This is a genomic window from Latilactobacillus parafuchuensis (genome assembly GCF_055271665.1).
In genome coordinates this window covers 1725047-1746267 of record NZ_CM143875.1, presented here as the reverse complement: position 1 = coordinate 1746267, position 21221 = coordinate 1725047, and the positions used below count along the sequence as shown (strand labels likewise).

General features: G+C 42.3%; 23 protein-coding genes. 5 read left to right on the top strand and 18 right to left on the bottom strand.

Going from position 1 to position 21221, the window contains the following annotated elements; all coding sequences use genetic code 11:
• Positions 1 to 6: 6 nt before the first annotated feature.
• From ACVPPQ_RS08595 to ACVPPQ_RS08585, 3 genes are all read left to right on the top strand, one after another.
• Positions 7 to 2172, top strand: coding sequence for an LTA synthase family protein (locus ACVPPQ_RS08595; protein ID WP_463494010.1), 2166 nt, complete (start codon positions 7 to 9; stop codon positions 2170 to 2172).
• Between the two features lie 212 nt (positions 2173 to 2384).
• The gene (locus ACVPPQ_RS08590; RefSeq protein ID WP_025082896.1) at positions 2385 to 3134 is read left to right on the top strand and encodes a hypothetical protein; all 750 of its coding nucleotides are present in this window, start codon (positions 2385 to 2387) and stop codon (positions 3132 to 3134) included.
• Entirely contained in the window at positions 3135 to 3596 is a 462-nt protein-coding gene (locus tag ACVPPQ_RS08585; RefSeq protein ID WP_413476341.1) for a hypothetical protein, read from the top strand.
• A 71-nt stretch (positions 3597 to 3667) separates the two neighbouring features.
• Here ACVPPQ_RS08585 and citG read toward each other — a convergent pair whose 3' ends face one another.
• The 18 genes from citG to ACVPPQ_RS08495 all read right to left on the bottom strand — a co-directional run bounded on the left by citG (position 3668) and on the right by ACVPPQ_RS08495 (position 18582).
• Positions 3668 to 4528, bottom strand: coding sequence for a triphosphoribosyl-dephospho-CoA synthase CitG (gene citG, locus ACVPPQ_RS08580; protein ID WP_413476342.1), 861 nt, complete (start codon positions 4526 to 4528; stop codon positions 3668 to 3670).
• A complete protein-coding gene (locus tag ACVPPQ_RS08575; protein WP_413476343.1) occupies positions 4521 to 5216 on the bottom strand; it encodes a GntR family transcriptional regulator in 696 nt (231 codons plus the stop codon). The genes citG and ACVPPQ_RS08575 overlap by 8 nt, the downstream gene beginning before the upstream one ends.
• A gap of 90 nt (positions 5217 to 5306) precedes the next feature.
• Positions 5307 to 6707 carry an oxaloacetate decarboxylase subunit alpha gene (locus ACVPPQ_RS08570; protein WP_413476344.1) on the bottom strand — a complete coding sequence of 467 codons (1401 nt, stop codon included), beginning with the start codon at positions 6705 to 6707 and terminating at the stop codon, positions 5307 to 5309.
• A complete protein-coding gene (citX, locus tag ACVPPQ_RS08565) occupies positions 6700 to 7263 on the bottom strand; it encodes a citrate lyase holo-[acyl-carrier protein] synthase (RefSeq protein ID WP_463494006.1) in 564 nt (187 codons plus the stop codon). The genes ACVPPQ_RS08570 and citX overlap by 8 nt, the downstream gene beginning before the upstream one ends.
• Positions 7244 to 8776, bottom strand: coding sequence for a citrate lyase subunit alpha (gene citF, locus ACVPPQ_RS08560; protein WP_025082890.1), 1533 nt, complete (start codon positions 8774 to 8776; stop codon positions 7244 to 7246). The genes citX and citF overlap by 20 nt, the downstream gene beginning before the upstream one ends.
• Positions 8776 to 9654 carry a citrate (pro-3S)-lyase subunit beta gene (gene citE / locus ACVPPQ_RS08555; protein ID WP_463494004.1) on the bottom strand — a complete coding sequence of 293 codons (879 nt, stop codon included), beginning with the start codon at positions 9652 to 9654 and terminating at the stop codon, positions 8776 to 8778. The genes citF and citE overlap by 1 nt, the downstream gene beginning before the upstream one ends.
• Positions 9642 to 9947 carry a citrate lyase acyl carrier protein gene (gene citD / locus ACVPPQ_RS08550; protein ID WP_025082888.1) on the bottom strand — a complete coding sequence of 102 codons (306 nt, stop codon included), beginning with the start codon at positions 9945 to 9947 and terminating at the stop codon, positions 9642 to 9644. The genes citE and citD overlap by 13 nt, the downstream gene beginning before the upstream one ends.
• Positions 9904 to 10935: a [citrate (pro-3S)-lyase] ligase gene (gene citC, locus ACVPPQ_RS08545; RefSeq protein WP_463494002.1), complete on the bottom strand. Its 1032-nt coding sequence runs from the start codon at positions 10933 to 10935 to the stop codon at positions 9904 to 9906. Before citC ends, citD begins: the two co-directional genes overlap by 44 nt.
• A gap of 6 nt (positions 10936 to 10941) precedes the next feature.
• The gene (locus tag ACVPPQ_RS08540) at positions 10942 to 11064 is read right to left on the bottom strand and encodes an OadG-related small transporter subunit (RefSeq protein ID WP_035438956.1); all 123 of its coding nucleotides are present in this window, start codon (positions 11062 to 11064) and stop codon (positions 10942 to 10944) included.
• A gap of 15 nt (positions 11065 to 11079) precedes the next feature.
• Positions 11080 to 12201 (bottom strand): sodium ion-translocating decarboxylase subunit beta, encoded by a 1122-nt coding sequence (locus tag ACVPPQ_RS08535; RefSeq protein ID WP_025082886.1) that lies wholly within the window; start codon positions 12199 to 12201, stop codon positions 11080 to 11082.
• 11 nt (positions 12202 to 12212) lie between these two features.
• Positions 12213 to 12605: an acetyl-CoA carboxylase biotin carboxyl carrier protein subunit gene (locus tag ACVPPQ_RS08530; RefSeq protein ID WP_025082885.1), complete on the bottom strand. Its 393-nt coding sequence runs from the start codon at positions 12603 to 12605 to the stop codon at positions 12213 to 12215.
• A 2-nt stretch (positions 12606 to 12607) separates the two neighbouring features.
• The gene (locus tag ACVPPQ_RS08525) at positions 12608 to 12916 is read right to left on the bottom strand and encodes a hypothetical protein (protein ID WP_025082884.1); all 309 of its coding nucleotides are present in this window, start codon (positions 12914 to 12916) and stop codon (positions 12608 to 12610) included.
• Between the two features lie 70 nt (positions 12917 to 12986).
• Positions 12987 to 14333 carry a CitMHS family transporter gene (locus tag ACVPPQ_RS08520; protein ID WP_025082883.1) on the bottom strand — a complete coding sequence of 449 codons (1347 nt, stop codon included), beginning with the start codon at positions 14331 to 14333 and terminating at the stop codon, positions 12987 to 12989.
• Positions 14334 to 14510: 177 nt separating this feature from the next.
• Complete coding sequence (locus ACVPPQ_RS08515) at positions 14511 to 15053, bottom strand: biotin transporter BioY (protein ID WP_463493998.1); 543 nt, start codon at positions 15051 to 15053, stop codon at positions 14511 to 14513.
• Positions 15047 to 15811, bottom strand: a complete 765-nt coding sequence (locus ACVPPQ_RS08510) for a biotin--[acetyl-CoA-carboxylase] ligase (protein ID WP_463493996.1) — start codon at positions 15809 to 15811, stop codon at positions 15047 to 15049. The genes ACVPPQ_RS08515 and ACVPPQ_RS08510 overlap by 7 nt, the downstream gene beginning before the upstream one ends.
• 272 nt (positions 15812 to 16083) lie before the next feature.
• On the bottom strand, positions 16084 to 16335 hold the full coding sequence (locus ACVPPQ_RS08505) for a hypothetical protein (RefSeq protein WP_106482901.1): 252 nt from the start codon (positions 16333 to 16335) through the stop codon (positions 16084 to 16086).
• 79 nt (positions 16336 to 16414) lie between these two features.
• Entirely contained in the window at positions 16415 to 17848 is a 1434-nt protein-coding gene (locus tag ACVPPQ_RS08500; protein ID WP_413476345.1) for an ATP-binding protein, read from the bottom strand.
• Complete coding sequence (locus tag ACVPPQ_RS08495) at positions 17848 to 18582, bottom strand: response regulator transcription factor (RefSeq protein ID WP_025082880.1); 735 nt, start codon at positions 18580 to 18582, stop codon at positions 17848 to 17850. Before ACVPPQ_RS08495 ends, ACVPPQ_RS08500 begins: the two co-directional genes overlap by 1 nt.
• Positions 18583 to 18743: 161 nt before the next feature.
• On the opposite strand from ACVPPQ_RS08495, the gene ACVPPQ_RS08490 reads away from it, so the two are divergent.
• Positions 18744 to 19517, top strand: coding sequence for a Cof-type HAD-IIB family hydrolase (locus tag ACVPPQ_RS08490; protein ID WP_413476346.1), 774 nt, complete (start codon positions 18744 to 18746; stop codon positions 19515 to 19517).
• Between the two features lie 248 nt (positions 19518 to 19765).
• A complete protein-coding gene (locus ACVPPQ_RS08485; protein WP_413476347.1) occupies positions 19766 to 21163 on the top strand; it encodes an APC family permease in 1398 nt (465 codons plus the stop codon).
• Positions 21164 to 21221 lie beyond the last annotated feature (58 nt).

Genomic DNA, 21221 nt, shown 5'->3' with positions numbered 1-21221 from the left:
GAAAGGATGTTACGCTTCTTGAAACTTGCAAAAATCAAACAATTTCTAGCGACTAAATTAGGCTTCTTAACGTTACTAGTCTTTTTATTTTGGATTAAAACCCTCTTCGCATATTTTACCGATTTTAATCTGGCCTCCAGCAATCTGCTGCAGACGTTAATTCTAATCTGTAACCCATTTTCGACAACGCTTTTAGTGATCGGTATTCTCCTCTATATTCGTCAACCCCATCTGAGTTACTGGGTTGGGCTAATCATTTACGGCGCTAACACCGCGTTACTTTATTTTAACGTCATCTATTACCGTCAATTCACCGATTACATGACGATTAATACGATTCTAGGCTATTCGAAAGTTTCCGCGGGACTCAGCAAAAGTTCGCTAGCGCTGATGAGTTGGCACGATGCGCTTTATTGGCTTGATATTATCATCTTGGCCTTATTATTATTATTCAAAGTGATTAAAATCGACCAACGGCGCTTCTCGAAACGCTGGGCGTTCAGCATCACCTCAATCGCTGTCTTACTGTTCGGGATTAACTTAAGTATTAGCGAAATGGATCGGCCCCAACTCCTATCACGAACGTTTGACCGCAATTACATCGTTAAATATTTGGGAATCGATACGTTCACCGTTTACGATGCGGTTAAAACCACGCAAAACAACCAAGTGCGCGCACAGGCTGAAAGTTACGATTTAGAACCAGTCAAAAACTTTATTAAAGAACATTACGCCGCCCCTAACGCTAGCTACGAGGGGGTCGCTAAAGGCAAAAACGTGATTGTGATTCATTTGGAAAGTTTCCAACAATTCTTGATTGATTATAAGTTCGAAGGTCAAGAAGTCACACCGTTTTTAAATAGTCTCTATCATGATCAAAATACGTTAAGTTTTAGCAACTTCTTCCATCAAGTCGGCCAAGGTAAGACCAGTGATGCCGAAAATATGATGGAAACCAGTGTCTACGGACTCCCCCAAGGATCGGTCTTCACTACCTTAGGTTCGGACAACACCTTCCAAGCAGCGCCTTCGATTCTGAAGCAAAATGGTGATTATACTAGCGCCGTTTTCCACGGCAACGTCGGAAGCTTCTGGAACCGCAACAACGTCTATAAAAATTTTGGTTATAATTATTTCTTTGATTCTAGTTACTTTAATACCAGTCCCGACAACGTTTTACAATACGGCTTAAAAGATAAATTATTGTTCGGTGAATCGATTAAATATCTCGAACAAATGCAACAACCGTTCTACGCGAAGTTCATTACCGTCACCAATCATTTTCCATTCCCATTACCGGAAAAAGACGGTGACTTCCCGCGTGCAACGACCGAGAATACGGCCGTCAATAACTATTTCGCGACCGCCCACTATCTCGATCAATCCTTGGAAGAATTCTTTAATTATCTGAAATCTTCCGGCCTTTACGACAATTCAATGATTGTCTTATACGGTGATCACTATGGCCTCTCTAATTCGGATAATAAATCCCTACTGAGCGTTCTTGGCCGCGATCCCGATACCTGGGGCGATTACGATAATGCGCAACTCCAACGGGTACCGTTCATGATCAATATGAAGGGCCTCAAAGGTGGCATTCAAACCCAATATGGTGGTGAAATTGATGCACTACCAACGATTCTGCATCTTCTCGGGGTCGATACGACCAACTATATTCAATTCGGAACCGATTTAATGTCGAGTGATCACGATCAAGTCGTCGCTTTCCGGAATCATAACTTCGTCACCCCTGACTACACCGTTCTAGATGGGACAATTTATAAGAATAGCGATGGCACCGAAGTCACTATGCCATCTGCCAAACTTAAAAAACAAGTTGCGACTTGGCAAAAACAAGTCACCCACGAATTAAGTCTATCTGATGATGTCAACGAGAAGAACCTCTTGCGTTTCTACACGCCTGATGGCTTCAAACCCGTTGATCCTAGTAATTTTAATTATCAATCGGGTTATCAACAATTAATTGATATTAAAAATCAACTCGGCTCTAAATCAACCAGTCTTTTCTCTCAGAATGGTAATCAGACAACCGCGAACCTTTTCAAAACGGACGCGCCTGAACTCGCCACGGATAAATCAGATTTAACCGAAGTCCCAAAGAGTAAAGCCCTTAAAGAAAGTAGTAGTAGCAGTTCCAGTAGTTCCAATTAAACCTAGCGTCGTGTCGTCCAATTAACGGATGATGCGGCGCTTTTTTAATGTGCTTAGCGACGTCCGGCAAACAAAGCCTAACCGGTCTTTATTCACCGGACTAGGCTAATGCTCGGAATCTCCCGTGATGAGTTGCACTCTAATTTTTACCACATAGTTCATATTTTTTTCACACTTAGGCTTTAAACTAGAGAATATCAGGAGGTGGCAGCATGTTTTTCATCAAATCTATTTTGGCGAATATTCACTATTATCGAAAAAGCGCGCTCAGTCTTTATTTATTTAACTGCTTTTTCTTTGGTATCATTGGCTTACTGCTCGGTCTGATTAGTTTAGGCCAGCACAATTTAAGTCAATTGAAAACCCAACTCGCCAATTTCTCCTCCGAAGCGCGTTATTCCGCTAATCAATTATTAACCAAGCTACTCCACGCTAATTTAGATTTGATTAAAACCTATCAATTAATCTATTGGTCGCTACTCCTAATCGGCGTCTGCTGCGCCCTCTTTTTCAGTTATTATCTTTTAAAATGGTTAAAACAAGATATGTTAACTTTTATGAGTGCCAACTGGTCGACCGTTAAAATTAGCAGTTATTATTTTATGACAGCGTTATTAGTCATCGCACTCGCCCTACTGACGATTATTATCCTCGGCGCTTTATTCAATGATCAATATTGGCAGTTTTTGGAAGCCGTCAACCAACATTTTCTACAACGCCCCCTGCAAACCGTTCAACGGCAACCAAACGCTTTTAACCCCCTTTTCAAGAATCATTTAACCGATTTCAGTAGTGATTCCTTAATTAATCCAGTGCTCCACGACAGCGCTAAACAAACACTATCCAACAAAGTCTTACGCCAAGTCTGGCAACCAGGATTAGCCTTGCTAATCCCAGTAATCGGCGTCATCATAATCATGATTCACCATACTAAACAAAAACAACATCGGGATGTGATTTAAATGTTAAATAAACAACCCTTAGAAACTGGTAAACTCTATTTCGCAACCACTGCTGACGTCCACAGTGCCACTTTTCAGACCCCTGAAAAACCCTATATCATTGATTATCAGCATCCTAAAATTATTCCCTTCCTAACCGGTTGGGATAACCTTTTGATGAAACCACATCAAAATCTAAAACCTTTTGAATCGCTCATTAATCAACACATTAAACACTTCAAAACAACCCCCGGCGCACAATTAAAACCGATTCAACAATTATGGATTCAACTGGTCCGCGGTTTATTGGGCCACCATCAATTGTTCATTCTAGCTGATTATCTCGACGAATTGACTCCGACAACGGCCCGCCAATTATTAGTCGACCTGAAACAAATCGCTGAACAATACGCGATTGTTCTGATTCTAACCACCAATCAACAAACCATTTTTAAAAACTTTCAGGATCAAGTGGTCAGTTAAATGTCATCAAATCAAAAAGGCGTTAGCAATCCCATTAATTCGGATTGCTAACGCCTTTAAGCTATTCTTGACTAATGACTTTGGTTTAATAAATCAAAGAAAATCCCCAATGCCAATAAATCAGCTGTCCCGCCTGGGCTTAGATTTTTGTTGATTAATTGTTGGTCAAAAAGTTGTAACGCTTGTTTAAAACTAAGATCAGTTGGATAATCTTGCGTCAATAAGTTTGTCGCAGTCGCTTTAACCTGTTGCCAAGCTTCAATCCCACCACGATGGATTAAATTCATATCCTGAACGTTGGCCATTAACTTTAACATCAACTGCAATCGTTGGGTTTCATTTAATTTAGTTGATGAGCCTCTTAAAAGTGGTAAAACCAGCAACCTTAAGCTAGGATAGCCGGCTTCTGCTTCACCACGAATACCCGTTAAGCCGTAATCAACGTACAATTGTTCCCCGTAGCTCAGCTTCGTTTTGGTCGCCAAATTCTGAAAATCACGCGACACTAAACCGGTTGTCATCCCCTGAATAATCTCAAAAACTGGCGCAAACTCTGCTGTAATCAACTGGGTTAGTGACCATTGCTGGTAGGCTCTGCCTAGTGCCCCTAATATGAACGCATACGAAAAATTAGCCCCCTTATGGGTGTTAACCTGGTGAGTTGCAGTCAACATCGCCTGTTCAGCTTGTTGCCCAACCGTCCGTAATTCAGCAAATAATTGTTGGTCAGACTGACTCGCATAACCGAGATTAATATACTGTTCTAAATACGGGCTGAGTGCTTCAATACTGGTTAGAAATAGTTGATGATCCATATCAGTATGTGCACCCACTGAGACTGGATCGACTAACCCCGGCTTGGGCGCTAGCGTCACCTCTTCGATTAATGATTGCCGTGCAATTTGTGCTGTTTGTCGTAATTGGTCATTCAAGGTGATGTTCCCTCATCTCTTTAACGATAAATTCCAACGAATGGTCTAAATGCTCGTGTGTAATTAAATTAATCTGATCAATATCCTGATTAACCATCCCCCGATACAATAACCAATGTTCTTGAAGTGCAGAATCTCGACGGCTTTTATCTTTAATACAAATATCTCTAAAATAGATTAAATATTCTTGCAGTTTCGTCACGATTGATTTCAACCGATACATTTGACTTTTATCATAAATCATCTGATTAAACTCTGAGAACTTTCTTAAGACGGCTTCCACATCGTTAACTTCATTTAATTGATTCGTCGTCAATAATAGTTGATGTAAGGCTTTAAAATCCGCATCAGTCATGATGAGCATCGCTTGTCGAGTTGCTAACGCGTCTAATTCTTTGCGAATGGCATAAATTTCATAGGCATCCTTGATTGAAATCCCTTTAACAATCACACCAACACCCGGTTTTCGAATCACTAATTCCTCATCTGCTAAACGTCTTAAAGCATAGCGAATTGGCGTACGACTAATATTCATTGATTCGGAAAAGTTCTTTTCATTAATCCGTTCCCCGGCTGGAATATCCCCCAAGATAATCGTTTTCCGAAAAGCTTCGTATACTAATTCTTTGATTGGTTGATTTTGTGATAAATCTAGATTTTTAGCCACTGCGCTCACTACTAAATTCATGCAAAACACCCCTTCAGTCATTTTGCACAATTATACCAAATAGTCAGCCAGATTAGTGGCTGACTATTAAATTTTTTATTTTTTAACCTCTTAAAACTCTGGCGTTAAAGCCACTTGGACGGTTTGAACCGGTACATCATAGAACCGGTCCTCCCGGCGGCCTTGAAAATCACGCGCCTGTTCAGGGAATAGCGCGTACATTAGTACGTCCTCAACCCCTTTAGCGTACGGTTGGCTGGCCTTTTCAAAATCAGGCAATTGAGGTGCTAATAAATCTGCCGGCCGTTGGGTAATCGGTTGTTGATCCCCGATAATTTTAGTTGTGATCGCGGCTTGAATCGGTACCGGTGGTCGACCATAGAGGCCCTTGACGTAATCCTTAATCTCGTTTGGAATAATTTGATAACGTTCGCCACTAATAATGTTCATTAACGCTTGTGTCCCAACCATCTGGGAAAGCGGGGTCACTAATGGCGGATAGCCTAAATCTGCTCGCACCTTCGGAATTTCTTCCAGAACATCACTGTACGCCGATTCTAAATTCTGGGCTTTTAGTTGTGCCAATAGATTCGATAACATCCCCCCTGGCACTTGGTAGACAAGCGCTTTAGGTTGAACATCTTTGACTTTAGGATTCAACAAGCCGTCCTGTCGAAAACGATCCCGAATCGGCGCAAAATAATCCGCAATTTCGTTTAATTTAGTTTGATCTAAATCGACCGTATAACCTAAATTTTGCAATGCAATCTGCATGGATTCCGTGGCGGGTTGACTGGTCCCACCCGCAAAAGGTGAAATCGCGGTATCAATGATATCCGCCCCCGCTTCGATGGCCTTTAAATAAGTCATTTCAGCAATCCCGCTAGTCGCATGAGTATGCACCTCAAGCGGGATTGCAATCGCTGCTTTAATTCTAGACACTAGATCATAAGCCGTTTGTGGCGTTAAAATACCCGCCATATCCTTAATGCAAAGCGAATCAGCGCCCATATCAGCCATTTCTTTGGCCAAAGTAACATAGTAATCAACCGTATGGTAATCACTCGTCGTATACGCAATCGTCATCTGTGCATGTCCACCGTATTGCTTGGTCGCGTTTAATGCGGTTTTTAAATTACGGGTATCGTTCAGCGCATCAAACAGACGAATAATGTCAATCCCATTTGCAATTGATTGCTGAATAAACGCCGTCACAACGTCATCCGCATAATTTTTGTAACCTAAGATATTTTGACCCCGTAATAGCATTTGTAATTTAGTATGGGGTGCTTGTTTACGGATTTGGCGTAATCGTTCCCACGGATCCTCGTTTAAATAGCGAATACAAGCATCAAACGTGGCCCCACCCCAAACCTCTAAAGCGTGATAGCCGACTTGATCCATCGTCTTCAAAATGGGGAGCATATCTGCAATCGGCATTCTAGTGGCAATTAAACTTTGCTGACCATCACGTAGCACGGTTTCCGTAAAAGCTACTTTTTGATTATTCATTGGCTAGCACCTCCTCTTCAATAATACCGTCAATCACTGTTTGAACTTCTGACAAACCATGTTGGCGCGAACGACTACAAACTTTGGCGTCTTGCCCACAAACCAAACATTGCCGTCTAGCTAACTGGAGACGCTCGCGGTTAACTTGCCTTAATTCACCCGCTTCATCAATCAAAACATCCAAATCACATAATTGATAAAAACCCGGTTGGGCTTCAAGTGATATCATTTCTTGTTTGACTAACTGAGCATCTTTAGCCAGCACAAAATATAACTCGGGTCCCGTGATGGCCGTTAAATTAGTCCTTTGTTCGACCAATTCAACTTGATAATTAGTTTGCAACTGACCCTTCAATTGAATCATCAATGCTTGCAGGCTAACACTTGTTTTAATGGGTCCCGGAATTCTTAAAGTCGCGGTGACTAGCGTCATCTCTGGATGCCGTTTTAATAATGTTTGTTGCGTCATGACTCTTTGTTCTCGTGCACTTAGCATCTCGACTAACGTAATTTCCGGTCCCGTCAAATAGCTTAATTCAGACATTTTTGACCACATCGATTAGCGTGCCATCCCGATATTCAATCAACGCAACCGTCTGATCACCATATTGGATTGGTGCGGGTTCGCCAGTAATTTGGTAAGCTTTCGTCTTCAATTCTTCAATCGTGACTTGGGGAATTCGACTCGCTTTAAACATGTCAATTAAATCAGTTCGTTGTGGATTAATGGCAACCCCTAATTCAGTCACCACGACATCAACACTGCTGCCTGGTGTCACAACTGTCGTGACCTGATCCACAATCGTTGGGATTCTCCCCCGAACAACGGGGGCAATCACCATACTCATTTTACAAGCAGCACTAGTGTCCGAATGTCCACCGGAAGCCCCTCTTAAAACGCCGTCAGAACCGGTAATCACATTGACATTAAAATCGGTATCCACTTCTAAGGCCGATAATATTGCAACGTCTAGCTGGTTAATCACAGCCCCTTTGCTTAACGGTGAGGCATACATATTCGCATCAATCTCATAGTGATCAGGATTATTCCCTAACGAAATCGCTGAAGGATGGTCAAAATCTTGCACATCAATAATTTTTTCAACCAAACCATCTGTCAATAAGTCAGCCATGGCATTGGTAATTCCGCCTAATACGAAACTGGCCTTAATATTATTTTCAATCATCGCTTCTTTCAAGAAACGGGTAACTGCTAATGCGGCGCCACCGGTCCCGGTTTGGAATGAGAAACCATTCTTAAAATAAGCGGAACCCGTAATCATTTTAGCGGCGTATTCAGCAATTAATAACTCTTTAGGATTTTTGGTGAATCGGGTTGCCCCTTTAGCAATCCCTTCTGGATCACCGATTGCATCAACCACGACCACATAATCGACTAACGTTTGCGGAATACTGATTGGTGTATTCGGATATGGCACTAAACTATCCGTAATGACGACGACTTGATCGGCATATTGCGCATCAACCATCGCATAACCCAGGGATCCACAAGTCGCTTTGCCCTTGGTCCCATTCACATTACCGTATTCATCTGAACTAGGTGCACCTAGAAAAGCAACATCAATATGAATATCACCCCGGACAATCGCTCTTGCCCGGCCACCGTGTGACCGAATGACGACTGGATTCGCTAAGATGCCTTCTGAAATGGCAGCCCCGACTTTATCGCGCAACCCACTTGAGGTAATGTTGGTCACAACGCCTTGTTTAATATAATCAATCAAAGGTGCATGAACGTTAGCAATCGAGCTAGGCGCAATCGAAATATTCTTAATGCCCATTCGTGCAATTTCAGCTAAAACCATGTTCATCACATAGTCGCCTTCTCTAAAATGATGATGGAACGAAATCGTCATCCCATCTTTTAAACCCGTTTGCACAATCGCGTCATGAATGGACGCTAATTGTTTATTATCGCGAGGTTTAACCGGATGAACTTGTTTGGTCGCCAGTTGATAATCGGCAAGATTCGCTTCTTCACCAGCATAGACGCCATATTGATCTGCATATTGTTTAGGAATCTCACGGCCCACTTTATTAACAACCATTATTCGACCTCCATATTAGCAGCCTTTGCCATTGCGAGTACGCGATAGGCGCGTTCAACAATTGGTTTATCGACCATTTTACCGTTAATCGCAATCACACCTGACCCTTTGGCTTCGGCTTCTTGAATCGCGGCTAAAACTTCTTTAGCATTTTGAATTTCTGATTCGGTTGGCGCATAAATCGCATTAATAATCGGAATTTGGCGCGGATTAATCACTGATTTTCCGTCAAACCCTAACTGTTTAATTAAGGCAGCTTCTCGTTTTAAACCGGCTTCATTGTCAACATCCGAATAGACGGTATCAATGGCTGCAATCCCGGCAGCCCGAGCAGCGTGTAGAATATAATTTCGAGCAAAGAATAGTTCTTGTCCATCCGGATAACGGCGGGTCTTTTGACTCGTCACATAGTCTTCAGCACCTAGGGCAATCCCAATCATCCGATCAGAGGCGGTCGCAATTTCGCGGGCATTCAATACCCCTTCTGCAGATTCAATCGCGGCCATCATTTTAGTAGTGCCGATTGGCAATTGATAACGCGTCTCCACTTCGGTAATCGTGGCATCAACGGCTTTAATATCTTCAGCAGTTTCGGTTTTAGGTAAACGAATCACATTGATGCCACCCAAAATCATCGCTTCAATATCTTGTTTGCCACCACTATTGAGTTCGTTGATTCGGACAACTGTTTCAACGCTACGGTAGTCAAATGTTTTCAGTGCGCTATAGACCAACAGCCGCGCTGAATCCTTTTCCTTCATCGAAACAGCGTCTTCTAAATCAAACATAATTGAGTCGGCACCGTACAAAATTGCATCCCGTAACATGGCTGGATTAGCCCCTGGTACGAACATCATCGTTCTTCTTAAGCGATCCATGCGTTAATCTCCTTCCAATCATAATCAGTCTTACCAAGACCCCGGTAGATTGCAACGACGGTTCTCGCTTTAATCGTACAATCCAAAGCGCCTTTATCAACAGCGCTCACAGTGACATTCGTTAAGTCAAATTTCGTCAACATTTCTGTGATTAACGCCCGAATATGTTGGCCAAATTGTTTTTCAACATTACTTTGCAAGTCAATGACCAAACCCGTTTCATTAGGACTTAATGTAATCATTAAATCACTAGATTCCATGGTGCCGGCCGTTGCGATTTGTTTTAATTCCATCATCGATACTTCCTTTCACAATTGGATAAATCTCTTTTGGGACTAATTGCGCGACTTGCGACCAATCCTGGGCCTTAATCGCCGTCCGGACCCTGGTCGCACTAACAACTTGACCAGCGATTGCGAGTCGCGGAATAATCTGTAATTGAATCGCTGTCCCAAAAACGTGTGCCATTTGTTGATTATAAATTGCCGTCACTGGTGATAGGGGTTCTTCCCCGACCCAGCGCGTTGTAATCGCCAATTCTGGTGCGATGACTTTCGCAAATAACGTCGCATCCACCTCGGCTTGCACGCGCGCTAGGTTTTGATCAGCACGATCTTTTAAAAAGTAGTTTGGAAACGTCATGCTAGAAACAAGATATTGATTCGTGGGTAACACAGTGACGTTCATATATTTATTCGCGATTTGTTGAACCATCGCCAATCGTTCTTGCGCAGAAAATAACGAGCGCTCTTCTGAAACGACAAAGAGATAGAGGTGATCACTCGCTTGGACCGCTGTCTGAATCAAATGTTCGTGCCCGATTGTTAACGGATTGGCATTCAGCACAATTGCCCCGATTCGTTGACCGGCCTGTTTCGCCTGCCGTAATTGTTGCCGGTAATCATTTAAATTAGGGAAACCTCGCTCTAGGACAATCACTTGTTTGGTTGTGACAATGGCTTTAAAACCCAGCGCCGTAAAATAATCAGCCGTGCCCGGTTTCGTATAAACAAAACTATGCGTTTGTTGATTCGCTTCTAAATCATCTAATAACGCCTGCACGACTTGCGTTAACAAGTTTTGCGATTGTTGCTGATTGCTGACAGCCACGCATTTAATAATATTGGCATACACCGAACCGGTTGCGATTAATTGTTTATTTTCGAATAACCCAATCGTATAATCAACCTGCCAATCAACTGCTAAGCCGGCTTGTTCTAATAAGGCTTGCCATTGTTGCGTTTCAGTTTGATTCAGCCCTAACCAGATTCTTTTAAGCATCATCGCTTATTTCACCGGTAAAAATTTGATCAATAACTTAGCCGTCAAGAAGAGCACGAATAGTACTAAAAAGACGCCGCCCATCCCGAAGAGCATTAACTCGAAAGCTGTTTCTAAATTAGTCCACATCTTACAGGTCCTCCTTTAACTAAAAAACGATAATAGTAAGCCGCCAGCAATGACTGACGCAATTTGACCGGAAACGTTCGCACCAACAGCGTACATCAATACAAAATTCTTAGGGTCTTCTTCAGAAGCCATTTTTTGAATCACACGACTCGACATCGGAAAAGCTGAAATACCAGCAGCCCCAATCATTGGATTAATTTTCTCTTTACGGAATACATTCAACAATTTGGCAAACAACACGCCACCAACTGAATCCATAATGAACGCAACTAATCCAAAAGCGATAATCATTAAGGTTTGCACGTTTAAAAATAGATCCGCTTGCATTTTAACTGAAATCGTTAGTCCTAACAGAATACTGACGATGTTCACCAGTTCGTTTTGAGCAGTTGCGGATAGTCGATCGAGTACCCCACATTCACGTAACAGATTGCCAAACATTAGGAACCCAACTAACGGTAACGAAATTGGCGCAATAAACCCGGCCAATACCGTAATAATAATTGGGAAAACAATCTTAGTTGTTTTTGAAACATTTTCAGATTTATAAGTCATTCTAATCTGACGTTCTTTTTTAGTCGTCACAGCTTTAATCGCCAACGGTTGAATGATCGGTACTAACGCCATGTAGGAATACGCGGCGACGGTAATCGCCCCTAGTAACTTGGGTGCCAGTTGATTGGAAACGAAGATGGCGGTTGGACCATCGGCAGCGCCGATAATCCCGATTGAAGCCGCTTCTTTGATATCAAAACCAAACAGTACGGCAATAATGACGGTAAAGAAAATCCCAAATTGAGCAGCTGCCCCGAATAAAAGCATGAATGGATTTTGTAATAGCGGACCGAAATCAATCATCGCGCCGATCCCGATAAAAATCAGTAATGGGAAGAGCTCCGTATTAATCCCAGCGTTAAATAAAACGTCTAAGACCCCTTCTGTCTTAGTCGTCCCCACAACTTGGGTTAAGACCCCACTGCCAGGGAAATTCACCAACAACGTCCCTAACCCCATCGGTACTAATAATGTCGGTTCATATTCTTTTTTAATCCCTAAATACATTAACAAACAGCCAATTAGCATCATCACGATTTGGCCCATTGAAATACTTGTAATCCCTTGAATTAAGGTTTCCACGCTAAGCCCCCCTATTGAATGCTAATTAATGCATCGCCTGCATTGATTGCTTGATTCCGATCAACAAAAATCTGACCGACGGTTCCCGCCTTATCGGCAACAATTTCATTTTCCATCTTCATCGCTTCTAAAATCAGTAATGGTTGATTTTCAGTGACTTGTTCGCCTTCAGCGACTAATAACTTGAGCACCGTTCCTGGCATTGGTGCCATCATCGTATCAGCAGTAACGGCTACGGGTGCCGCTGGCGTTGGTGCAGGTGTAGCGACTTCAGCAACTGGTGCGACTGGTGCGCTAGTTGGCACAACGTTCGGCGTCCCGGTTGGTACCGGCGTGCCCCCAATTTCTTCCATTTCGACTAAATATTCTTGACCGTCGATTGTAATTTTGAATTTTCTTAGCATCTCTATTCTCCGTTCACTCTTTTTTTAATGGATCGAATCACATATTGTTGTTGGGTTTGTGTCGCCATCAAACTGCTCACAATGATTCCCACCCGTTTCGCTTCTGGATTAGCAATCAATAGCCGTTTCAAGTTGAACTGACTATTCGTTGCCGAACCGCTCGCAAGGCTCGCAGCAATCACGGTGACTTGTGGATAATCTCGCGGATCAACTGCGACATACTGTGGTACAGCCTGCCACTGTTCAACCACTTGTTCTTTAACAATTGGCGGTGCCACTTCTTGCGTTCGTTTTTTAAATAAATTAAACATCCCTTTATCACCCCCGCTTCTTACTATAAGCCTCTTTTGAACACTAGATTGTTCTTTTCCTGTCTCATTTTTATTGCGGAATATAGAGTGGCATGTGGCCTGACAAAATAATCGTGACGACAAAAATCACAAACACCCCTAAAGCGTATTTAGCGGCTTCTTTTTGCCATTGCCCCATGTCTAAACCGGTTAATCGAAGTAACAAATAGATGAAGGCGACTAATGGGCTTAATAGATGGAATGCTTGTCCCATTAATGACGCTAACGCCATTTGCATATTGGTGAACCCGTATGCGCGACCAGCTTGCGCTAAAACGGGTAGTACCCCAAAGTAGAAACCGTCATTTGAAATAAAGAACGCGCCTGGTGCGGAAATGGCGGCAATCACTAATCCCCAGAAACCGGCTAATTGGTGCGGAATAATTTGGGTAAAACTATGTGCTAATGCTTCTGCCATCCCGGTCCCTTGGAAAAGGCCCATGAAGACCCCGGCAGCAAAAACGAGGATAACAACTTGGACGGCGTCACCACCATTTTCACCAATTCGTTTTGATTGATCCTTTAATGATGGGTAATTAACCATCAAGGCAATACAAGTCCCGACCAAGAATAATAAGAGTGGTGGCATTTCGATGGCGGGAATGAATGAACCAGCAACTAACCAAGCAATCAATAAAATCGTCAATAAACCATTAAAAGCAAAATTTTGTGGTCGTCTCATTTTCTGAACTTCTGGATCAGTAACGGCTGTCATTTCTTCGATTTCTGCATCGGTTAATTTTTTAACCCCTAACCGTTTACGTTCTTGTCGTCCCATGTGTGGAGCCACGTAGAAAATCACGTAAGCGAGCGCCAAAATCATCCCTGGTAATAGATAGGCTAAAATACTCGCATCGACGTTTAAAACGGCCATTGCTCTGGCCGTTGGACCACCCCATGGCAGTAAGTTCATAATCGTGTTCTGTAAAATAACTAACACGCCTAAATTCATGAGTTTCATATTTAATTTTTTATAGATTGGAATAAAAGCTGAACAACAAATCAAGGTCGTCGTGGTCCCATCACCATTCAACGAAACGGTGGCTGCAACGACTGCGGTAGCAATCAAGACCTTCATCGGATCACCTTTAGCAAAATAGATCATCTTCTTAGTGATTGGATCAAACAATCCGGCATCTAACATAATTGAGAAATACAAAATCGCAAATAATAACATAATCCCCGTATTAGCGGTGGTTTTAATTCCCTCTAATACAAAGTCGCCTAAACTCCCTTTTTTAGCGACCCCTGTTAACATAGCGATAATGGCAAAGATTAATGGAATAATAACTAATGCTGTAAAAGGTGACATTTTTTTCTTCATAATGATGTACATAAAGACAATAATCATGGCATACGCAATAATTGTTAGTAGCATTTCTTAACCTTCTTTACTTTATTTTTTAATTGATATTTGGAATTCCTGTCATTATCATAGCTTGTCGGAAGTTCTTTTGAAAGCGCTTTTAAAAGGAAGAACACTTAAAAACCAATTCAAAAAAAACGCCAACAAGAATATCTTGTTGACGCTTCACTAAAGTCATCACTGGCTTTCCTACCAAGCATACCGATTAGTAAACTGCAATAAAGGCTGACTAATCAAGCCGACGATTAAAATTTTTAACAGCGCTGGGATAATAAACGGTAGCAAACCGGCTAACAGCCCTTGTTCGAGACTGAGATGCTGTCCGACCGTTAACCACGCGGTGCCAATTAATAATTGACCTAAACTAGCAATAGTATTAACGACTAAAATGGTACTCAATTTTGGCTGCGACTTATTCGCTAACAACCAATGGGCTAGCCAACAATACCCATAGAATCCCCAAATATAACCGCCAGTGGGGCCCAAAATAACCGCAATCCCCGTCTGCCCACCGGAAAAGACTGGGAATCCCACTAACCCTAGAAATTGGTAAATTGCGATACTAATACCTGATAGCTTAAACGGTAGCAACGTTGCAATAATCCCGACCATCAATGTTTGCAACGTCAATGGCACAAATGCGATTGGAATCGTTAATTGCGCACTAATCGCCAATAGGACGGCCATTTGTGCGCTGATAATCAGGCCCACTAATCGTTTATGATTTACCATGCTAACACCCGCTCAATCTCACCAGCGTTAAACCTTTGCAACTGCTGATTGGCTTTTAATAAAATTAACTCGCCCTTATCACTAATACCTGCTACTCGACCCTCAATAGTCGTCTGTTCATTCAAGCGTAAAATGACGTTTTTATTCAATAATAATGAATGCTGCCGATACTCATCCATGAATTGTTTCTGCTGATAAATTGGTAATAGCCGTTCAAATTCAATTAAGATTTGATTAATCAATTGATTGCGCGTCACTAAACTATCTTCAGGTAACAAAGCCCCCGCCTTTTGGACTGTCCTCAGTAATTGCGAATCAGCCTTAAAATTGATTCCAATTCCAATCACGACACCCCGATTAATGATTGATTCTGCTAATATACCCACGACTTTTTTGCCTTGATAATAAAGATCATTGACCCATTTAATCTGAGTATCAATCTGACAAACCTTTTTAATTGCCCGATTGACGGCCACGGCACTCATGGGGGTCAATAACGTTGTTTCCTCATCTAACGTCATTGGTAGCGCAATACTCATATAGATTCCCGTCTCTGAAGGCGAATAAAAGGTGCGCGTCAAGCGTCCGTAGCCCGCTGTCTGTTGATCGGCAATAATCACGCTAGGCGTTGATTGTTCCTGCTGCAAGCTTTCTTTTGCGATTTGATTCGTCGAATCAACCACTGACTTGATGGTGATTTCTTGAAAAAAAGTCAGTGATTGGCGAATAGCATCTTCTATTAAATAATCGACCGTCATTTTGGAATCCTCCTCGTCTAAAACGCATTGTTAGTGCTAAGCATACTAAGACTGACCGTCATTTTCAATCGCTTGAACCAAAAAAGACGTCAAAAGAACACTTTTTTGTTGGCTTACAAAAAAGAGACTATAGGTCTTAGCATTCTGATATTAACTGAATATTATGCTTCGACGCGCGCCAAAACTCATCAATTGAGTTCTGTCATGGCTTGTTTTTGCAAGCCAACAAAAAACACCCAACTGGTTTATCAGTTGGATGCTTGAATAGCTGTTCACCAATCACCAAATTTAGTTTCTTGTAATTGTTTTAACAGCTGTTGATAGTCTTGATTACTCGGCTTTTCACCATTTAATGATTGTGCTTGCAGGTCATTAAACTTTTCGGCTAAATAATAGGCCGTTAAATAAATGGTCAATTTACGTTTGACAATGGTTTCTGGATCGAGTTCGTCCGAAACTTGATGTGAACTAGCAATCATCTTTGCGAATTCTTTTTGATCTAATTTTAAATCATCATTAGCCATGATTATCCCCCTCAAATGAGTCATCGTTTACTTTTAGGATAGCATACTTAAACCATTCTCAGGAATTGACATTGGCTTTTTATTGTTCTTCTTCAATCATTTCATCTGGAAAAGTTAACGTAAACGTCGTCCCTTGATCTGGCTGGCTTTGAACCTCAATCGTCCCTTTATGCAGTTGGACGAGTTGGTGAACAATCGCTAACCCTAAACCGGATTCCCCGTATTTCGTATTTTTGCGGGAAGGATCGGCCTTGTAGTAACGTTCCCAAATATTCTTTAATTGTTCATCTGTCATGCCAATCCCGGTATCACTAACGGTTAGGATGGTTTCGTGGAAACCTTCTTTCGCCGTAATGGTAATCTGACCGTCCGCTGTAAACTGAATCGCATTTTGAATGATGTTAAACATGACTTGCACAAAGCGGTCATAATCCGCGTAGATTGGCACTTTTTCAAGCGCGTCAATCACTAACGCATCGCCCGATTCAGCGGCTTTTTTCTGTAATTGTTCCTGAATATTCTGCAAAGCATCCACCGCATCAAATCGTTGTTGATTCAATTTAATTTGGTTGGTGCGAATCTTTTCATAATCTAAATTTTCATTGACTAAGCGAATTAAACGGTTGGTTTCATTTTGCATCAACGTAATACTCTTCTCACGCATTTCTTCAGGAATCGCGTCGTATTGCAACCCTTCCAATAAGCCCTTGACCGTCGTTAACGGCGTCCGCATTTCATGGGCGGCATCGGCCATAAACTGACGACGTCGATCTTCTTGGCGCTTAATCTCGACTTCGGATTCATTCAACGATTGTACCATTTCATTAAAATCAGTGGCTAAATCATCTAATTCGTCCTTACCCGGATTTTCAATTTGGACGTCAAAGTCCCCTTCAGCAACCAAATGAGTCGCGTTCCGCAACCGATTAATTCGTGAAATTTGATAACGAGCCAGAATATAACTGAGTAAAATCCCACCGATGGTTGACAGTAAAAAGGCAATCAATAGATTTTTACGCATCGTCACTAGACTAGATTTGACATTCTGTAATGAGGAGGCGACCCCAATCACGTAAATCAACTTATTGTTGTAGAAAACCGGTTTAAAGACCACCAGTTGTTCCTGGGTCGTATTAAATTGACGGGCATCGCTACTCATACTTAAACGTTGGACTTGTCCGTTCTTAAGGTGTTTCCAATACTTCTTCTTGACCGAAACATTGGCGTCCGGTGTTGGATAAACCATTTCATTTTGGGCATTGAAGAAATTAAAGCTGACGTGTTGTTGCGACAAAATCGCGCGTCCGTCATCAATAAATTGCTTCGACAAAGTTGCTTGTGACCCCTGTTTAAAGGCTTCACGTTCAATGACCGATGCGTACCCTTCTAGTTGGTCCCAAGTGTTATTGTAGGCCGTTTTCGTTGAATATTGCGTAAAAGCAATCCCAACAATCACAATGGTCGTCATAATCACCCCAAAAAAGGCCAGCATCCATTGATAAATTAATTTCATTAACGTTTCACTTCAGAATCATCAAATTTGTAACCAACACCCCAGACGGTTTGGATGACTTGGGGACCAACCTTTTCAATTTTTTGGCGCAGTTTCTTGATGTGGGCATCGACTGTCCGTTCATCACCAAAATATTGATAGTCCCAAACCAATTCTAGGAGTTGTTCGCGGGAAAAGACCTGCCGCGGATTTTTAGCGAGTGTTTTTAATAAATCAAATTCTTTCGGCGTTAAATCTAAGACGGGTTCATCAAACAGATACGCTTCACGCGTTTTAGAACTCATCTTAAAGTGATCGGTTTGAACATCATAATCACTGTTAGCAGCTTCTTCAACCTGTTCGTCAGCTTCAATCTGTTCTTCAACCAATTCGGCGCGACGGTGCAACGCCTTAATCCGCGCAATTAACGTAATCGGACTGAACGGCTTCGTGACGTAATCGTCGGCACCTAATTCGAGCCCTAAGACTTGATCACTTTCTGAATCGCGCGCCGTCAACATAATAATCGGCACCGTTTTAGACAGTTGGCGAATCTTTTGAGCGACTTGCATGCCATCAAGACCCGGTAAATTCAAATCTAACGTAATGATATCCCAACTCATTGGATCAGCACTAAACTGTTCAACGGCTTCGTTACCATCGTATGCAAAATGAGCATCCCATTGTTCCTTTAAGAAGAACATGCTCATCATTTCTGATACGGATTTATTATCCTCAACCATTAATATTTTCATTTGAATTCCTTCTCTTTCAAGTTATAACTATATTATACCGTATAATTAATAATCTTCACAAAATAGTCCATAAATTTTAAGAATTGCCGATTCCAGTTTGCATCCCCCTGATAAGCATGCTAGCATATTTAGATACCCATTACATTAGGAGGCTATTTATTTTGACTTATAAAGGACTTGTATTTTTTGATTTAGATGGCACACTTTACAACGAACAATCGACGGTTGACGAAGCCGTCGCAATCGCGGTTCGCCAATTGCGTGCAAATCAGTATTTACCGATTATCTCAACGGGCCGTTCACCAATTGAAATCAAAGACGCCTTAGCGAAAACCGGCATTGATTCTTTCATTACGTTAAACGGGAGCTACATCCAATTTGAAGGCCAACCCATCTATCAAGGGACGATTCCGACTGACGTGATTCAACAAACCGTTGCGACGGCTAAGGCTGCTGATGAAGCAATTGCTTTTTACGATAAAAAAGAGATTCGGATCACCAACGTCACAACCACGACGCAAGAAGCTTACGATTTCGTCAATGCGCCAGTTCCAACAGTTGACGCTGACTACTATTTAAATAATCCAATCTACATGTTATTGATTCTCACCAAACAAAACGATTTAGCTTACACCAACCCGTTAAACCAAGACTTAACTTTCTACCGCAACGGGCCTTATTCAATTGATACTGTCGAATTCGGTGGTTCGAAACAAACTGGGATTCAACGCTTAATCGAATCACAAGGTTTAGCCGGCATTCCAACCTATGCCTTTGGTGATGGCCCCAACGACATCCCAATGCTCGCCTACGTTGATCACCCCACTGCGATGGGCAACGGTATTGAAGCGGCAAAAGCTCAAGCCCAATACATCACCAGCAAAAATACCGAAGGCGGCATTATCGAAGGCCTCCGCCATTGGAATTTAATTTAAAGTAACCAAGTAAGTGTGTTGAGTTGCGGGTAGCAACTGAGCATTAACCTAAAAATCAGCGTTATGATTTGTACTCTGAATCATAACGCTGATTTTGTAGTTAACCGGAAAAGGCTACTTGAGAAGCACGTTATGGCTGCATACTACCACTATTTTTATAATTTTCTGAAAATTAAGCTTGACGATTAACCCCTAAAACGATTAAAATTAACTAATTAAAATTTAATCATTTTCATAAGGAGTTTACTATGGGAAATCATTCATTATTCACTAAGAAACAGATTAATCCTGAACAATTCAAAAACAGTCCGTTGGAACGTCATCTGACCGCTTTTGGCCTAACTGCCATGGGCGTGGGTGCCGTCGTCGGGGCTGGGATTTTTATCACACCTGGGATTGTCGCCGCTAAATACGCCGGCCCCGGTGCGATGCTCTCTTACCTATTAGCCGCAGTCGTCTGTTCGCTAGCCGCTCTTTGTTATTCCGAATTCGCGTCAACGATTCCGCTCGCTGGTAGCGCCTATACATACGCCTACACCGTTTTTGGCGAACTGATCGCATGGTTACTCGGTTGGGCGCTCATTTCTGAATACCTCTTCGCGGTCGCCTCTGTTGCGGTGAGTTGGTCCGCTTATTTCCAAAATTTAATTGCCGGTTTTGGCATTCATCTCCCTAAAATGATTTCAACGGCTTGGACACCAGGCCAACCAGTGAGTATCAATCTAGTCGCTGGTTTAATTATTTTAATCATTGGTTTCTTACTGTCAAACGGACTCCAAGAATCAACTCGCATCAATACCATCATGGTTGGGGTTAAAATTATCGTGATCGCCATTTTCATCGGGGTCGCCGTCTTTTATATCAAACCCGCTAATTATCGACCATTCCTGCCCTATGGTGGCGCTGGCGTCCTATCAGGGGCTGCGTTCGCTTTCTATGCTTACATTGGCTTTGACGCCGTTTCAACGGCCTCTGAAGAAGTCATCAATCCCCAACGGAATATGCCGATTGGGATTATCGCGTCATTAGGAATTGCGTCACTGTTATATGCTGCCGTGGCAGCCGTCTTAGTCGGTGTCGTCCATTACACGAAACTGAACGTCGGTGATCCGGTTGCGTTCGCCCTTCAATTCATGCACCAAAATTGGATTGCCGGTGTCGTGGCTTTAGGCGCCGTGGCTGGTATGACCACCGTTCTACTGGTCATGTCTTACGGTGGCAGCCGATTAATCTTTGCAATTAGTCGGGATGGTCTATTACCCGCCATTTTTGCAAAAGTTAGTCCGAAAACTCACGTCCCAGTTGCGAATACTTGGATTTTTGCCGTGATTACCAGCGTGATTGCGATGGTCGTCCCACTCGATAAAATTACCGAACTGGTTAATATCGGGACACTATTCGCTTTTGCGACGGTTTCACTCGGCATTGTTTTCTTACGTAAAATGCCATTCTATTCAGAATTACCAACCGGTTTCAAAGTCCCACTCTACCCCGTATTACCAATCGTTTCTTGTCTATTATGCGTGCTCTTGATGACGCAATTGCAAGCCGTGACTTGGATGGTCTTCGCCGTTTGGCTCGTGATTGGCCTCATCATCTACTTCACTTACGGTTATCGTCACAGTCAACAAGGTCAAAAACACTAATCGATTGCTAACCAAAACAAAACCCGTTATTATCCAGATTTCTTGGATAATAACGGGT

Excerpts from the sequence above, each read along its gene's own strand:
- ACVPPQ_RS08595 (WP_463494010.1), top strand. The coding sequence starts at position 7 with ATGTTACGCTTCTTGAAACTTGCAAAAATCAAACAATTTCTAGCGACT.
- ACVPPQ_RS08590 (WP_025082896.1), top strand. The coding sequence starts at position 2,385 with ATGTTTTTCATCAAATCTATTTTGGCGAATATTCACTATTATCGAAAA.
- ACVPPQ_RS08585 (WP_413476341.1), top strand. The coding sequence starts at position 3,135 with ATGTTAAATAAACAACCCTTAGAAACTGGTAAACTCTATTTCGCAACC.
- ACVPPQ_RS08575 (WP_413476343.1), bottom strand. The coding sequence starts at position 5,216 with ATGAATTTAGTAGTGAGCGCAGTGGCTAAAAATCTAGATTTATCACAA.
- ACVPPQ_RS08570 (WP_413476344.1), bottom strand. The coding sequence starts at position 6,707 with ATGAATAATCAAAAAGTAGCTTTTACGGAAACCGTGCTACGTGATGGT.
- citX (WP_463494006.1), bottom strand. The coding sequence starts at position 7,263 with ATGTGGTCAAAAATGTCTGAATTAAGCTATTTGACGGGACCGGAAATT.
- citF (WP_025082890.1), bottom strand. The coding sequence starts at position 8,776 with ATGGTTGTTAATAAAGTGGGCCGTGAGATTCCTAAACAATATGCAGAT.
- citE (WP_463494004.1), bottom strand. The coding sequence starts at position 9,654 with ATGGATCGCTTAAGAAGAACGATGATGTTCGTACCAGGGGCTAATCCA.
- citD (WP_025082888.1), bottom strand. The coding sequence starts at position 9,947 with ATGGAATTAAAACAAATCGCAACGGCCGGCACCATGGAATCTAGTGAT.
- citC (WP_463494002.1), bottom strand. The coding sequence starts at position 10,935 with ATGCTTAAAAGAATCTGGTTAGGGCTGAATCAAACTGAAACGCAACAA.
- ACVPPQ_RS08540 (WP_035438956.1), bottom strand. The coding sequence starts at position 11,064 with ATGTGGACTAATTTAGAAACAGCTTTCGAGTTAATGCTCTTCGGGATG.
- ACVPPQ_RS08530 (WP_025082885.1), bottom strand. The coding sequence starts at position 12,605 with ATGCTAAGAAAATTCAAAATTACAATCGACGGTCAAGAATATTTAGTC.
- ACVPPQ_RS08525 (WP_025082884.1), bottom strand. The coding sequence starts at position 12,916 with ATGTTTAATTTATTTAAAAAACGAACGCAAGAAGTGGCACCGCCAATT.
- ACVPPQ_RS08520 (WP_025082883.1), bottom strand. The coding sequence starts at position 14,333 with ATGCTACTAACAATTATTGCGTATGCCATGATTATTGTCTTTATGTAC.
- ACVPPQ_RS08515 (WP_463493998.1), bottom strand. The coding sequence starts at position 15,053 with ATGGTAAATCATAAACGATTAGTGGGCCTGATTATCAGCGCACAAATG.
- ACVPPQ_RS08510 (WP_463493996.1), bottom strand. The coding sequence starts at position 15,811 with ATGACGGTCGATTATTTAATAGAAGATGCTATTCGCCAATCACTGACT.
- ACVPPQ_RS08505 (WP_106482901.1), bottom strand. The coding sequence starts at position 16,335 with ATGGCTAATGATGATTTAAAATTAGATCAAAAAGAATTCGCAAAGATG.
- ACVPPQ_RS08500 (WP_413476345.1), bottom strand. The coding sequence starts at position 17,848 with ATGAAATTAATTTATCAATGGATGCTGGCCTTTTTTGGGGTGATTATG.
- ACVPPQ_RS08495 (WP_025082880.1), bottom strand. The coding sequence starts at position 18,582 with ATGAAAATATTAATGGTTGAGGATAATAAATCCGTATCAGAAATGATG.
- ACVPPQ_RS08485 (WP_413476347.1), top strand. The coding sequence starts at position 19,766 with ATGGGAAATCATTCATTATTCACTAAGAAACAGATTAATCCTGAACAA.